The 14,717-nt window shown below is 67.5% G+C and carries 12 protein-coding genes and 1 tRNA gene; 9 read left to right on the top strand and 4 right to left on the bottom strand.

Going from position 1 to position 14,717, the window contains the following annotated elements:
• Window positions 1-160: 160 nt before the first annotated feature.
• From N7I30_RS05785 to N7I30_RS05760, 6 genes are all read left to right on the top strand, one after another.
• The gene (locus N7I30_RS05785; RefSeq protein WP_498637366.1) at window positions 161-736 is read left to right on the top strand and encodes an NnrU family protein; all 576 of its coding nucleotides are present in this window, start codon (window positions 161-163) and stop codon (window positions 734-736) included.
• A gap of 118 nt (window positions 737-854) precedes the next feature.
• A complete protein-coding gene (locus N7I30_RS05780; protein WP_498637365.1) occupies window positions 855-1,949 on the top strand; it encodes a tetratricopeptide repeat protein in 1,095 nt (364 codons plus the stop codon).
• 170 nt (window positions 1,950-2,119) lie between these two features.
• Window positions 2,120-3,529 (top strand): ribosome biogenesis GTPase Der, encoded by a 1,410-nt coding sequence (der, locus tag N7I30_RS05775; protein ID WP_009208472.1) that lies wholly within the window; start codon window positions 2,120-2,122, stop codon window positions 3,527-3,529.
• An 85-nt stretch (window positions 3,530-3,614) separates the two neighbouring features.
• Window positions 3,615-4,823, top strand: a complete 1,209-nt coding sequence (locus N7I30_RS05770; RefSeq protein WP_475362364.1) for a cell wall hydrolase — start codon at window positions 3,615-3,617, stop codon at window positions 4,821-4,823.
• 163 nt (window positions 4,824-4,986) lie between these two features.
• Entirely contained in the window at window positions 4,987-5,625 is a 639-nt protein-coding gene (locus N7I30_RS05765) for a 2-dehydro-3-deoxy-phosphogluconate aldolase (protein ID WP_009208474.1), read from the top strand.
• 147 nt (window positions 5,626-5,772) lie between these two features.
• A tRNA-Gly gene (locus N7I30_RS05760) sits at window positions 5,773-5,847 on the top strand.
• 151 nt (window positions 5,848-5,998) lie between these two features.
• Here the strand turns inward: N7I30_RS05760 and N7I30_RS05755 are convergent.
• Both N7I30_RS05755 and N7I30_RS05750 read right to left on the bottom strand, forming a co-directional pair.
• The gene (locus tag N7I30_RS05755) at window positions 5,999-7,744 is read right to left on the bottom strand and encodes a flagellin N-terminal helical domain-containing protein (protein WP_498637363.1); all 1,746 of its coding nucleotides are present in this window, start codon (window positions 7,742-7,744) and stop codon (window positions 5,999-6,001) included.
• A gap of 547 nt (window positions 7,745-8,291) precedes the next feature.
• The gene (locus tag N7I30_RS05750) at window positions 8,292-8,528 is read right to left on the bottom strand and encodes a hypothetical protein (RefSeq protein ID WP_024349113.1); all 237 of its coding nucleotides are present in this window, start codon (window positions 8,526-8,528) and stop codon (window positions 8,292-8,294) included.
• 236 nt (window positions 8,529-8,764) lie between these two features.
• On the opposite strand from N7I30_RS05750, the gene N7I30_RS05745 reads away from it, so the two are divergent.
• Window positions 8,765-9,325, top strand: coding sequence for a hypothetical protein (locus tag N7I30_RS05745; RefSeq protein ID WP_228238186.1), 561 nt, complete (start codon window positions 8,765-8,767; stop codon window positions 9,323-9,325).
• A gap of 128 nt (window positions 9,326-9,453) precedes the next feature.
• Here N7I30_RS05745 and N7I30_RS05740 read toward each other — a convergent pair whose 3' ends face one another.
• The gene (locus N7I30_RS05740; RefSeq protein WP_498637360.1) at window positions 9,454-11,286 is read right to left on the bottom strand and encodes a glycosyltransferase family 2 protein; all 1,833 of its coding nucleotides are present in this window, start codon (window positions 11,284-11,286) and stop codon (window positions 9,454-9,456) included.
• A 297-nt stretch (window positions 11,287-11,583) separates the two neighbouring features.
• On the opposite strand from N7I30_RS05740, the gene N7I30_RS05735 reads away from it, so the two are divergent.
• Window positions 11,584-12,411: a transporter substrate-binding domain-containing protein gene (locus N7I30_RS05735; RefSeq protein ID WP_498637358.1), complete on the top strand. Its 828-nt coding sequence runs from the start codon at window positions 11,584-11,586 to the stop codon at window positions 12,409-12,411.
• Between the two features lie 10 nt (window positions 12,412-12,421).
• Here N7I30_RS05735 and N7I30_RS05730 read toward each other — a convergent pair whose 3' ends face one another.
• A complete protein-coding gene (locus N7I30_RS05730; RefSeq protein ID WP_024349109.1) occupies window positions 12,422-12,832 on the bottom strand; it encodes a tellurite resistance TerB family protein in 411 nt (136 codons plus the stop codon).
• Between the two features lie 209 nt (window positions 12,833-13,041).
• Between N7I30_RS05730 and N7I30_RS05725 the strand changes: the two genes are divergently transcribed.
• A complete protein-coding gene (locus tag N7I30_RS05725; protein ID WP_498637356.1) occupies window positions 13,042-14,706 on the top strand; it encodes a lysine--tRNA ligase in 1,665 nt (554 codons plus the stop codon).
• Window positions 14,707-14,717: the final 11 nt, after the last annotated feature.

Genomic DNA, 14,717 nt, shown 5'->3' with positions numbered 1-14,717 from the left:
GATTCGCCGCAACCCTAGGGCAGGCACCGGCAGGGAAGGAAGCGGCAAGGCGGCGAAAACCGCGAAGTCGTCGCCAGGATCGCGTCAGATCGGGACATTTCTGCTAGTCTTCGACCTGCGCGCACGCCGTGCCCGCCGGTCCGCCAGAGGGGAAATTCACATGGCCATTCTCATCCTCGGTCTGGTCATCTTCCTCGGCGTGCATTCCCTGCGGATCATTGCGGAGCCGACGCGCGACCGGCTGCTGGCGCGGTTTGGCGAGAACCGGTTCAAGGGCATCTACTCGGTGCTGTCGCTCGTCGGGCTGATGCTGATCATCTACGGCTATGGCGCCGCGCGCATGACGACCGTGCCGCTCTACACGCCGCCGCCGGGCCTCGGCCATCTCGCGCTGCTCCTGGTGCCGGTGGCCTTCGTCCTCGTCGCCAGCGCCTATCTGCCGACCGGACGGATCAAGACGGCGGTCCGGCACCCGATGGTGCTGGGCGTCGGCCTGTGGGCGCTGGGGCATCTTCTGGCCAACGGCACGGTTGCCGACACGGTGCTTTTGGGCAGTTTCCTGGTCTGGGCGGTCCTCGACTATGCCAGCGCAATCCGCCGTCCGGTCCCGGCATCGGCGGGGAGGGCGCCCGGCCTGCGCGCCGATCTCCTGGCGGTCGTCGTCGGTCTCGGCTTGGCTGCGGCGTTCATCCTGTGGCTGCATCGCTGGTTCTTCGGCGTCGCGCCGATCGCTTAGCGGTTCATCAAGGCGCGCACGCCCTTTCACCTGCGGCAAAAATCGTTAGAAGACCCCAAGTGTTCTTGCGTGCCGGGCCGATGGTCCCGGCCACGGCCGGTTTTCGAAGAGTGGATGGATGAGCGACGACAGTTTCTTTCGCGAAGTCAGCGAAGAGCTTCGCCAGGACAGGGTGAAAGCCATCTGGACGCGGTTCGGGACCTATATCCTGGCCGCGGTCATTCTGGTGGTCGTCATCACCGCGGCCGTCGTCGGCTGGGACCGGTACCAGACCGCCCAGGCCAACGCCTCGGGCGATGCCTATCTCGCCGCGCTGCAGTTGGCGCGTGACGGCAAGCCCGACGAGGCCATCACCGCGCTCGAAGCCCTGGCGACCGACAGCTACGGCGCCTATCCGGACCTTGCCCGCATGAGCATCGGCGGGGTCTATCAGGCGCAGGGCAAGTTCGACGAGGCGGTCGCCGCCTTCGACAAGGTGGCGGCGGATGCCGGCGCACCCGATGCGCTGCGCGACATGGCCGCCGTGCGTGCCGCCTATGTGCTGGTCGACCATGGCGCGCTCAGCGATGTCCGCAGCCGTGTCGAACGGCTGACCGGCGATAGCGAGGCGTTGCGCTTCCCGGCTCGCGAAGCCGTGGCGCTGGCCGCCTGGAAGGCCGAGGACACGGAAACCGCGACGACGCTGTTCCAGCAGCTGGTCGACGATCCCGGCGCGCCGAACGGCATCATCAGCCGGGCACGGCTGATGCTCGACCTGATCGCCGCCGGCAAGCCGATGCCCGAGGGCACCGTGATGCCGGAGGAGATCGGTGCGACGACGGCGCCTGCAACCGCCGCTCCGGCGGACGCGGTCGCGCCCGTCGCGGGCGCTGAGACGACCACCCCGGAGGCCACGCCTGCGGCGCCGGCGACCGAGGCGCCGGCCGCTGCCAGCGACGAAGCAGATCCCGATGGAACAGCCACCGAGGGTGCAGCGCCCGAGGCTCCGGCGAGCCCGGATGCGGCTACTGGCGAAGCGCCGGCTGCGCCCGCCGCCGATGCGGCGCTGCCCGAGGGTGCTGCCGCGCCAAGCGTCGCCGTTCCCACGACCGGGCTCGGCATCACCGATCCCGCGGCCGCCCCCGAGGCTGCCGCGCCGGAGCAGGCCGAGCCGACCACGACTGACGCGCCGCAGAGCGCGCCGGCCGCTCCGGCGCCCGCCGGCGCCGACTGAACCGCTGCGGCGCCGTCGCCTGCGGCCGGGTTCACCCGGTCCGGACGTCGCCGCAAACCGATCGGATCGGGGCAGAGCTCGCACGTGACACACGGCCGGCGCCCCGATCGCAACCGGCCCCGGCTTCGTACCGGTGTGCCCCATCGCTCCGGAGGAGCGCGGAGACCGTCATGGTCACCATCGCCATTATCGGCCGACCCAATGTCGGCAAGTCCACCCTGTTCAACCGCCTCGTCGGCAAGCGTCTGGCGCTGGTCGACGACCGGCCCGGCGTGACCCGCGACCGACGCACCGGCGACGCGACGCTGCTCGACCTCGACTTCGAGGTGGTCGATACGGCCGGCCTGGAAGAAGCCGGCGCCGACACGCTGGAAGGCCGGATGCGCACCCAGACCGAGACGGCGATCGCCTCGGCCGATCTGTGCCTGTTCATGATCGACGTGAAGGCCGGCGTGATGCCCCAGGACAGGGCCTTCGTCGAGATCATGCGCCGCACCGCCGGCAAGGTGATCCTCGTCGCCAACAAGTCGGAGGCCCGCGGAGCGGAAGCCGGCATGCTCGACGCCTTCGAGCTGGGGCTGGGCGAGCCGATCGGCATTTCCGCCGAGCATGGCGTCGGCATGGGCGAATTGCGCGACGCCATCCTCGAGGCGCTGGGCGAGGAGACCTTCGCCGACGACACGCCGGAGCCCGAGGAAGCGCTGGTGGACGTGCCGGTGGAGGACGACGAGGTCGAGCCCGTCTACGACGCCACCAAGCCGCTGCGGATCGCCATCGTCGGCCGCCCGAATGCCGGCAAGTCGACGCTGATTAACCGGTTCCTCGGCGAGGACCGGATGCTGACCGGCCCCGAGGCCGGCATCACCCGCGACTCCATCGCCAGCGAATGGGAATGGCGCGGCCGCACGATCAAGGTCTTCGACACGGCCGGCATGCGCCGCAAAGCGAAGGTGCAGGAGAAGCTGGAGAAGCTGTCGGTGGCCGACGGCCTGCGCGCGATCAAGTTCGCCGAGGTCGTGGTGGTCGTCTTCGACGCGACGATCCCGTTCGAGCGCCAGGACATGTCGATCGTCGACCTGGTCATGCGCGAAGGCCGGGCGCCGGTCATCGCCTTCAACAAGTGGGATCTGATCGAGGACCGCCAGGAGGTGCTCGCCGACCTGCGCGAGAAGACCGACCGCCTGCTGCCGCAGGCGCGGGGCATCCGGGCCATCACCGTGTCGGGTGAAACCGGCGAGGGCGTCGAGCGGCTGATGAAGGCCATCGTCGATACCCACGAGGTCTGGAACAAGCGGATCTCGACGGCCAAGCTGAATCAGTGGCTCGACCGTATGGTTACCAGACATTCTCCGCCGGCCGTCGCGGGACGCCGGATCAACATAAAATACATGACGCAGGTCAAATCGCGTCCGCCGACGTTCATGATCTCCACGAGCCGCCCGGATGCGCTGAACGCGTCGTATACGCGCTATCTTATCAATGGGTTACGCGAGAGCTTCGGGCTTTTCGCCGTGCCGATCCGCCTCGGTCTGCGCAAGCCGGACAATCCCTACGCCGGAAAACGCAAGCGTCCGTCTTGAAATCGCCATCGTCTGTTAACCAAGAAACAAGGTTAATGGGGGACGTTGGGTGACGCCCGTTATATGACGCAGGCTTGATGGGGGAATGATGACGGCTGTTGAACAGCACGCGGGGACACGCCTGCAGAAACTGTCGAAGGCTCGGGCGGCCAAGGCCGTGGTTCTGGCCACTGGCTGTTTCGCTTCCCTCGCGATGGTGACCAGCCCGGTCGCCCGTCAGGACATGACCAGCCTTCTCGGCGGTTCCGGTCATGCAAACCAGTGGCGGGCCTATTTCGTTCCATCGAAAATCGGCACCACGGAAACGGCGGCCATCGCGTTCGCCGGATCCGATCTGCGCGAGCCGATCCCCGCCGGCCTGAAGCTGCCCGAGGGCATGGAAGCCGTCGCCGCGCCGCAGGTCGAGGCGGCCATCGTCAAGCCCGAGGAAACCCGGATCATGCGCGAGGACAAGGGCGCCCGCGTCCTGTCCCTCGTTCCCGCCAGCAACCTGCCGCCGCGCGGCTTCTCCGCCGGTTCGATCCTCGAGCGCCAGTCGCTGCTCGGATCGCGCGTCGTCGGTGGCCAGGAGCGTATCCGCACCGCCTTCTCCAAGGTCACCCAGACGACCAAGGAGGCGATCACCGTCGCCATGAACTTCCAGCTTCAGGGTCCGCCGAAGATTCCGGGCGCCAAGACGCTGACGCCGAACGACAAGATCATGCTGGCCTCGCTGAAGCCTTCGGCCGGCGACACCAATGCCCTCGGCTACGCGCCGTCGACGGGCAGCGCACGGACCTCCTCGCTGTTCGAGACGATCCTCAAGGATACGCCGGAAGCCTTCATCCCGCCGATCGGCGACAAGGACCATGCCTGGGCGGCGACGCCGCTGCCGGCTGAGACCATGTCGAAGAAGGAGCAGAGCTGCCTTGCCAACGGTCTCTATTTCGAGGCGCGCGGCGAGAGCACCATGGGGCAGGCCGCCGTGGCGCAGGTCATCCTCAACCGCGTCCGCAACCCGGCCTTCCCGAACACGATCTGCGGCGTGGTCTACCAGAACAAGAACTGGCGCAATCGCTGCCAGTTCTCCTTTGCCTGCGACGGCGCGCGCGACCGCGTGTCCGACAGCGGCTCCTGGGCCAAGGCCAAGCGCATTGCCGAACAGGTGACCCGCGGCGAGATCTGGATCAACGAGGTCGGTTCCGCGACCCATTACCACGCCAATTACGTCCGCCCGCGCTGGGCCGGCGCGATGGAGCGGGTCGACAAGATCGGCAAGCACATCTTCTACCGCACCTTCAACGGCGGCTGGTAAGCGACAGGGCCTTCGCGAAGGCCTGCTTGCCGCGCCGCTCATGAGCGCGATCCTGCGCCTGCGGATCGCTTCCGCGGCGAGGTTTTCGACCCGAACCATTCCCCTTGGCGAAGCGATGCTGTAGAGCGCCGTTAAGACAGCGGTACGGTTCGGGGAAGACATCATGGCTCAGAACAGCAAGCGACTTCTGGAAATGCTGAGCGCGCAGCCGGTGGTTCCGGTGGTCGCCGTGGAATCCGCCGCCGAGGGCGTCGCGCTGGCCCGTGCGCTGGCCGCCGGCGGCCTGAAGGCGATCGAGGTGACCCTGCGCACCCCGGCCGCGCTGGAAGCGATCATGGCGATCGCCAGCGAGGTCCCGGAGACGCTGTGCGGCGCCGGCACCGTTCTCACCCCCCGCCAGTTCGACCGCGCCACCAAGGCCGGTGCGCAGTTCATCGTGTCGCCGGGTGCGACGATGGAACTGCTCGATGCCGCGCGCTCGTCCGAAGCGCCGATGCTGCCGGGATCGGCGACGCCGAGCGAGTTGATGGCGATGCTGGAGGAGGGCTACGAGGTGCTGAAGTTCTTCCCGGCAGAACAGATCGGCGGGGCGGCGTTCCTCAAGTCGATTTCGCCGGTGTTCCCGAGCCTGCGCTTCTGCCCGACCGGCGGCATCTCGATGAAGAATGTCCGCGACTATCTGGCCCTGCCGAACGTCATCTGTGTCGGCGGCTCCTGGGTCGCGCCCAAGGCGGCGGTCGAGGCGGGCGACTGGGACGCGATCACCGCACTCGCTCGCGAGGCCGTCGCGCTGCGCAGCTAGCGCTTGCGCCGTTGCCGCGCGAGGCAGCCTCTGCAAGGCGAGGCACGGTGCCGGCCCATCGGGCCGGAGGCTCCGCGTCGATGATCGCACGGGACCGCGGCAAACCATCTTGACGCGGCCACGTCCGGCGAGCATTGTCCCGCGAGCGCGGGCGTAGTTCAGTGGTAGAACGCAAGCTTCCCAAGCTTGATGTCGTGGGTTCGACCCCCATCGCCCGCTCCAGCCCCATCAGCGCCTGTCCCGGTATCGTTCCGGCCTTGCCGGCTGCTTTTTCGCAGTCGTTTCGGCCGCAGACGGATGCAGCTGGTCGCGCGACGCAAAACGCCAGCCGCGAAGGCTGGCGTCTTGAGACGTCGGGTGCCGGCGTCGTCGGTTATCTGAACAGGCTGAGCGAGATGTCCGGGGTCGAATTGGCCAGCGACAGGCTCTGCACGGCAAGCTGGCGCTGGGCCTCGAGGGCGCGGTAGCGGGTCGAGGTCTCTTCCATGTCCGCGTCGACCAGCCGCGAGATGCCCTGTTCCAGCGTCTGGGTGACGGTCCGGGTGAACTCCGTCTGCATCTCCAGCCGCTTGCTGATGGCGCCGAGGACGGCGGCCCCGGACACGACGCGCTGCTGCATGGTGTCGACCTGCTGCAGATAGTCCTTGATCGCGTTCGGGTTGGCGGCGACGTCCACGTCGAGAATGCCGATCGCGGTGAGGGGCTCGATGTTCACCTGCAGCCCGCTGACAACCATGCGCGACTTGGTGCCGGCTTCGCGGTTCACCGCCGGATCAAGGCGCAGGACGATGTCGCCGGCTGTCTCCTCGATCAGCAGGTCCGGAATGTCGTTCAGATCCGTCAGGATGGCGTGCATGTCCGCGGCCGTGTTCACCCAGCCGTCGTCGGTGCCCAGCACACGGTCCACGAGATCGCGGTCGATCAGATAGGAGCGCGAAACGCTGTTGGCGGTCAGCGAGTACGAGACCTCGACGTCCCGGTAGATGCGGAAGGGTTGGAAATCCATTGTGACGGTCGAGGCGCGTTCGCCATAGATCGTCGCGACGTTTCCGAGGCCGCCTGTGCCGGAGGCCGTGGTGGCGAAATCCTTGATGGCGAAGGAGGCGCCCGGCTTTCCGCTGGTCTCGCGGTCACGGAAGTTGATGGCGTTCGGGACGAGATCGTATGTCTGCGTCGTGTAATTCCAGACGGTGACATGGCCAACCGAGACTTCATTGCCCGTGATCGCCGCGTCGAGGACCTGGATCATCTCGTGGTAGTCCGCGACCACGCCATCCGTCCGTCCGGTCGTGGCGTCGACGAGGGCCCGGTCGATGACGACGGGGATGTCCTGGCCGGGATCGTAGGGGCCGGGCAGGCCCGGGGTGCCGGGGTTGTCGGCATCGACCGTCATGGTGAAGGTCATCGTGTCGCTGAGGCCGAAGGTCACCGGACCGCTGAATGTGAAGGTGCGGTCGACCGAGCTGGCGGTGTTGGATGGGGTATAGGACGGCGGATAGACGGCGGCGATCGAGCGCAAGCCACCAATATTCCTGGGGCTGCGGGGATCGGGTTGCAGCATGCCGCCGCCATCGACGTTGAAGAGGGACGTCTTCTGCAGATCGACGCCGATCGTGCCGACCGACAGTCCCGAGGTGCTGGATCGCGACAGCGAGGCGACCAGCATGGTCGAGCGGCGGTCCACGGGCGTCTCGTAGATGTCGGGCACGTTGGTCTGGAGCCAGTTCTGGCCCGAGAAGCTGGCGGCCTGGGAGGTAGCGACGATCGCGGCCTGAAGCTGGCTGATCTCCGCCTGCACCTTCTGGCGGTCGACGCCGGGCTCCATGGCGACCACCAGCCGCTCCTTGATGTCGGCCAGCATGCCGCCGACCTGCACCATTGACGTGTAGGCGACGTCGGTCGTGGCCGAGCCGAGGCCCAGCGCGTCGGCGACGGCACCGAGCGCCTTGACGTCGGAGCGCATGCCGGTCGCGATCGACCAGTAGGACGCGTTGTCGGCGGCCGAGCCGACCCGGTAGCCCGTGGCCATCGCGGTCTGATTCGCGTCCGATGCAGATTGCAGCGAACGCAGGTTGGCAAGCGCCGTCATCGCGGCGCCGTTGGTCCGTATACTGATCATGTGGAGGGCCTCGTAAGGCGGGCTTAGTTATGTTTAACGATATAGGTTCTGGTTGCTTAACAGAGCCTTATCGCCATCAGGAGTGGTGTTCGCGGAATGCATTGCCGGCTATCGCTCGGCGCGGGAGGCTGTCACGCGAGGGGTTCGAGCCTGGTCCGCTGAGCGTCTCGGCGGCAGTGCGCAGCGGGAGATGGAGAGGGCTGACCGGTGCGCGCGACACTGTGCGTCTGACCGGGGCCTGGCACTGCCTATGTTCCGCCAGTGACGTTCAGACGGCCCGACCATGCCGGGTCGTTGGTACGCTTGGTTGGGGCCGCGGGAAGGTGCTGAAGAGCAACGTGGGGTAGAGCAGGCTATAAGCCGCGGAGCCGCGCGGTGTTGGTGCGGTGCCGATCGTGGGTACGGGCGCGGGTGCGGGAAACACGGTGACACGGACGCGACTCGCCTGCGCCCCTCGCTCCGCTGCGCATTGCGCGGCGAAGACCGGATAAACTGGATTCGTCGTAAACAGTCTCAGGCGAGACGATCGCGGCCTCGGCCAGCCGGGTTAGGACGCCTGCAGATGATCCGTCGCTCCGGCCGTGGCGCGGGCGATGATCGCCTCGACGCGGCAGGCGATCGCCTGGCTGCGGGTCGCCTCGGCGTCGAGCGCCAGGCCCCAGCGGTCGAAATCCCGCGCATGCTCCCAAAGCCCGCTCGCGCAGGCTTCGAGGTGGTCGATCGTCGCCGCTGTCAGCGGCGCTGCCGTGACCGGCACGGAACGGGAATCGCGTCTGTCCTTCATGGCGCGAGCCTAGCATGGGGAATCGCCGGATGACTGCGGGGCGGCCTGCAGTTTCCGGTGGACAAGTGGGGATAACGGGGAATGTCGCAGGGCGTCCCCGAGAGGTCGTTGCGTCATCTTCGAGGGCTAAGCGCCTGCAAGTCTTAACCATCCGTTAACAAAATGGTGGCCGACCACTCGCAGCCGTGCATATTTAATCATCAACAAGCAATTCAGCGGCATTGCGGGAGAATAGCATGTCCACGATGACGGCAGCCAAGGATACCACCCCAGATATGAGCGACTTTCTCACCGAGGAACTGTCGAGAGACTTTGCCGATCGCAGCGACAAGCCGAGTGCGGCGTCGAATGTGCTGTCGGGACCGCCGCTGATCATGGACGAACCGGTGCCGCGGTTGCCGCGCCGCATCGAGGGTGGTTTCACCGGGCTCGGCCATGATCTCGATCGCCACGGCCGCGAATGCCGCAACGCGGCGCGGCTGATGGAGCAGCTGCGCCCCCAGCTCGAGACGGCGGAAGCCGAACGGCTCCGCCTGAACCAGGCGCTGACGCGGATCCTGCCGGAGATCGAGGAACACGGCCGCAGTCTCGCCGGGATGATCGAAAGCGCGCGCAAGGGCGACGTGAGCGGCGATTTGGCCGGAAAGTTCACCAAGAGCGCGGCCAAGCTCGATGAACTCGAAAGCCTTGCCGAGGCAATGAACGTCAATCTGATGGCTGTCCGCTCCGCCTGGGAGCAGTATGCTCGCGCGGCCATCCAGGCCCAGCGCCTGCGGGATGGCCTCAAGGGGCACTGACGCCATCCGGCGGTGCGACCGCCGGGTCGGCGCAGGCGACTTTCAAATGACGGGCGGTCGGCATGGCCGCCCGTCTTGCGTTGGGAGGGGCCCGCCACGGGGCCTTTCACACTCCGGGACAGAGATGCCTAGCTGGCGCTGAAATGCGGTTCGGTGCGGTAGCGTTGGTCGTACAGGTCCGCCCGGGCGCGGATATCGTGATGGGTCTTCTCCCAGCGGTGGGGATCGCGCGCGAGCTGGACCACCGCGCGCAGCGACGCGAGCGCGATCAGCAGCCAGTAGAGATGAACGAGGGCGTAATATTTCGGCAGGGTAGCGCGCTCCTCCGGCTGCAGCGCTGGGAGTGACAGCGCGACGAAGGCGATGAAGCCGCCGGTCGCGTTGAACAGGTCGAGCGCGAAGATCAGGCCGGCGATGCCGCCGGGCAGGCCGTGGTTCAGCGCCGACACCAGCGTCGACAGCACCAGCACGAGAAACACCGGCTGGATCAGCGCCGAGGCCAGCATGCCGACGAACAGCATCTGGAACACCGCGAAGCTGACCGGGCCGAGTTCGCGCCACAGCCTGCGCGGCTGGCGCATGTGGACCAGCCAGGTCTGCAGCCAGCCCTTCGTCCAGCGTGTGCGCTGGCGATACCAGACCGGCCAGCGTTCGGGGGCATCCTCCAGCGTCGGCCGTGTCAGCGTGCCGATCGTCCAGCCTTCGCGATACAGCCGCATGCCGAGATCGGCGTCCTCGGTGACATTGTGGGAATCCCAGCCGCCCACCGCGGTCAGGCAATGGCGGCGGAAATGGTTCGAGGTGCCGCCCAGCGGCATCGGCAGGCGATGGCGCGCAAGCCACGGCAGCAGCCGCCGGAACAGCGCCGCATATTCCAGCGCGAAGAGGCCGGCCAGCCAGTTCTGCTGGCCGTTGCGCACGACGAGCGGCGCCTGCAGGCAGGCAAGGTCACCGGGGCCGCTGCGGAATCGGTGGAACGCCTCGCGCAACTGGCCGGGGTCCGGCTCGTCCTCGGCGTCGTAGAGCGCGACGAATTCGCCCCGGCAGAGCGGCAGGACGAAGTTCAGCGCCTTCGGCTTGGTGCGCGGCTCGCCGGGCGGCACGGCGACGATCTCGAACTGCGGCAGTCCGGCGGTGGCGCGGCGCGCCTCGGCGATGGTCGCCGGATCGTCGGCCTCGCAGACCAGCTTGATCTCGATGCGGCTGGTCGGCCAGTCGAGGCGCGACAGGGACGCGACGAGGCGCTCGATCACCCCCGTCTCCTGATACAGCGCGACGAGGACCGAATAGACGGGCAGGGGGCCCATTTCGACATCTTCGCCCGGCTCGGGCGCGGGAGGGGCCGGCAGCGCCGCGACGATGCGGATGGCGAGACAGGCGGCAAAGGCGATGCCGAACAGCGGGTGCAGGACCGCGGCCGTTGCGGACGGGGCCATGGCGAAGGCGGCGAGAACGGCGCAGGCGGCGAAGGCCAGCAATGCCGCCTGGCCGGCCTCGACGACGGTCCGGGCCGAGTGGCGCGGCGCGCTCCGGGCGAGGCTGAGCGTGGCATCCTCGATGCGTCGCGCGGCGCTGCGGGACGCCAGGGCCGCGCCGATGTCGGCTTCGGTGGTCAAGCGCGCCTTGCGCCGGACGTCCGGCTGCAGGGCGAGCAGCGCGGCGACCCGGTCGAGATCTTCGAGGCGCGGGCGCAGGAACAGCTTGGTTTCCAGATCCGCGCCGCAAGTCTTCAGAAGGCGCGGAGACCCGGCAGGCTGGAGATCGCGAAGGCCGATGATCCGTTCGTCCGGGCCGATGGGCTCGTGGGGCAGATCCAGCGCCTCCGCCATCAGGCGTGTCAGGCGATCGGCGGTCACGTGCCGGCCGGCAATCAGTTCGGCGGCGAGGTCGGTCTGGTTGTCGGCTGCCGTGCGGCGGGCGCGTCCGAGGGCTTCCGCGGTCAGGCCCAGCCGGGCGACCACGCGGTCGGTGACGCCACCGGCGAAGCGGGACCCGCCCGGCGGTTGCGACGGAGCATCGTGCGGTTTCGGACGCGTGAAGCGGGCATTCTTGCGTATGGCCGGTTGCGGGCCATAAGGTCCCGCCGCATAAGCCGTTCGAGGATCGGTCTGATCGTCACGCACGCAAACGACCCGCTCCAGGATGAAGTGCCGGGGCGCCGGCCGGCACCCGGTTGCATCGTGCGCGAGTGATGACGCAAGGGAAAGAAATCTATGCGGGTATGTTTCGCGTCAGGGTTGTTGCTGGTTGGAATACTCGTGTCTGCCGCTGGATTCCTCGGGGATGCGGTGACCGGCGCTGCAACCGTGAAGGCCCAGGTGGCGACGCCGAATTTCTTCGATCAGCGCCAGCGCATGACCAAGCCCGATCTCGGCGCGCGCACGCGCATCCGCTTCCTGACGACGACCAACTACCCGCCGTTCAACTTCCTCGACCGGCGGGGCCGGCTGGCGGGGTTCAATGTCGATCTCGTCCGGGCGATATGCGAGGAGCTGGATATCCTGCCGCGCTGCCAGATCGAGGCGATGGCGTTTCGCGACCTGGTGCCGGCACTGCAGCGCGGCGACGGCGAGGCGATCGTAGCCGGCCTGTCGATGACCCCTGACACCCGGCGCGACCTCGCCTTCACCGAACCCTATTTCCGGTATCCGGCACGCTTCGTGACCACCAAGGAGGCGCCGGTGAAGGAGCCGGTCGCCGACACGCTGGCCGGCAAGCCGGTGGGAGTTGCCGAGGGCAGTGCCCATGCGGCCATGCTGCGCAGCTTCTTTCCGCAGATCGACCGACGACTGTATCCGACCCGCGACGACGGACTGGCCGCTTTGCGCAAGGGCGAGGTCGCCGCCTATTTCGGCGACGGCGTCGGCCTGTCCTTCTGGCTGGAGAGCAACGCCGCCGAGGATTGCTGCGGGTTCTCCGGCGGGCCGTTCCTGTCGGACCGGTTCCTCGGCGAAGGACTGTCGATCGCCGTGGCGCCGAAGGACGAGGAACTCGCCCGGGCCTTCGACTATGCGATCGGCCAGCTTGTCGAGAGCAAGCGGTTTTCCGAATTGCTGCTGCGCTACTTCCCGGTCAGCGCCTTCTGACGGCGCGGCGCTAGAGGCGCCGGTAGCGCACCCGGGCGGAATGCTCGATCGCGCCCGCGGTCAGCCGGTCGAGCTCGAAGGCGTCGCGCAGCATTTCCAGGAAGCGCAGTTCCGGCTGGCTGGCGTGGACGTCGGAGGCGGCAACCTCGATCGCCAGCGCATAGGCCGTTTCGTACAGCTTTTGCGGCAGCGCCGACATCAGGTTGTCGATGATCGTCTGCAGCCCGTCTTCCTGTTCGAGAATATGGCTGCAGCGCTCGGAAATGCCGTTGAGCCGGCCCCGATCGAAACCTTCGAAGACCGGCAGCGTGTCGAGGATGGCCTGCAGTTCCCTCAGCTCGTGGTCGCTGATCGCGCCATCCGCCGCTGCCATCGACACCATGAGATGAACCAGGGCTTCGCGCGGTCCGAGATCCGACATTGTCTGCCTTCCTTGCTTCAGGGTTACCCTCGGCAAGCTATGCACCCGGGGCGGCTGCAACAAGCCGTCATTCGGCGCGGGCGGCTTTTGTTGACGCGCCGCCGGCTTCTTTCTAGACCGGGCGGCACCTGATGGTCCCCCGGCAATCTGCGCGTCCCCTTCGCAGTGCGCGCGGACGCCCGGGACCCGGATTTTCGAGGAATGCCTTCATGCCGAGCCCGCAGCCGGACACCGTCGACGTCGATCTCTTGCGGACCGAAGCCATGGCGTCGAATGCCTGGCCCTTCGAGGAAGCGCGCAAGCTCCTGAAGCGCTTCGAGAAGAGCGGCATGCCTGCGGAAGTCCTGTTCCAGACCGGCTACGGCCCGTCGGGGCTGCCGCATATCGGCACCTTCGGCGAGGTCGCGCGGACCTCGATGGTCCGCCACGCCTTCACGGTCTTGACCGACGGCGCCGTGCCGACGCGGCTCCTGTGCTTCTCCGACGACATGGACGGCCTGCGCAAGGTGCCGGACAACGTTCCGAACCGCGAGATGCTGGCGACCCATATCGGCAAGCCGCTGTCGCGGGTGCCCGACCCGTTCTCAGACGATTATCCGAGCTTTGCCGCCCACAACAATGCGCGGCTGCGCGCCTTCCTCGACCGGTTCGGCTTCGACTACGAATTCGCCTCGGCAACCGATTACTACGCCTCCGGCCGCTTCGACGCGACGCTCCTGAAGATGCTCGCCGCCTATGACGAGGTGCGGGCGATCATCCTGCCGACGCTCGGCGCGGAGCGGCAGGCGACCTATTCGCCCTTCCTGCCGATCCATCCGCGCACCGGCATCGTTCTGCAGGTGCCGACGGTCGAACGCGACGTCGAGCGCGGCATGATCGCCTATCTCGATCCGGAGACCGGCGAGCGGATCGAGACCACGGTGACCGGCGGCGCGGTGAAGTGCCAGTGGAAGGCCGACTGGGCCATGCGCTGGGCGGCGCTGGGCGTCGACTACGAGATGGCCGGCAAGGACCTGATCGATTCCGTCACCCTGTCGTCGAAGATCTGCCGGGCGCTGGGCTCGGCCCCGCCGGAGGGGTTCAATTACGAACTCTTCCTCGACCAGAGCGGGCAGAAGATTTCGAAGTCGAAGGGCAACGGACTGACCATCGACGAATGGCTGTCCTATGCCTCGCCGCAGAGCCTGGCCTTCTACATGTTCGGCAAGCCGCGCGCCGCCAAGCGGCTGTTCTTCGACGTCATCCCGAAGGCGGTGGACGACTACTACCAGTTCGTCTCCGCCTATCAGCGCCAGGAACTGCGCCAGCAGTTGCAGAACCCGGTCTGGCACATCCACAACGGAACGCCGCCGGCCAAGGGCGTGCCGGTGCCCTTCGCCATGCTGATCAATCTCGTCTCGGCCTCCAACGCGTCGAATGCGTCGACCCTGTGGGGCTTCATCACCCGCTACGCGCCGGGGGTGACCGCCGAGACCGATCCCGAACTCGACCAGCTCGTCGGCTATGCGCTGCGCTATTACGAGGATTTCGTGAGGCCGGCGAAGACGTTCCGGGCCCCGGACGCGGTCGAGCGCGAGGCGCTGGTATCGCTCGATGCCGCATTTGCGGCGCTGCCGGCCGATGCAGATGGCGAGGCGATCCAGAACGCGCTTCTGGACGTCGCCCGGCCGATCGAGCGGTATCAGGACCACAAGAAGTCGGGGCCGCAGGGCGGGCCGGGCGTCTCCGGCGAGTGGTTCCAGGCGCTCTACCAGATCCTGATCGGACAGGAAAAAGGTCCGCGTTTCGGCTCCTTCGCCGCGCTTTACGGTCTTTCCGAAACCCGCGTCCTGATCCGCGACGCACTGGAAGGCCGGCTGGCTTCGGGCGCCTGACGCCCGGCCCC

It is taken from the genome of Aurantimonas litoralis, from assembly GCF_026153195.1.
Taxonomy (GTDB): Bacteria; Pseudomonadota; Alphaproteobacteria; order Rhizobiales; family Rhizobiaceae; genus Aurantimonas; species Aurantimonas coralicida.
This window is presented reverse-complemented; position numbering and strand designations above follow the sequence as displayed.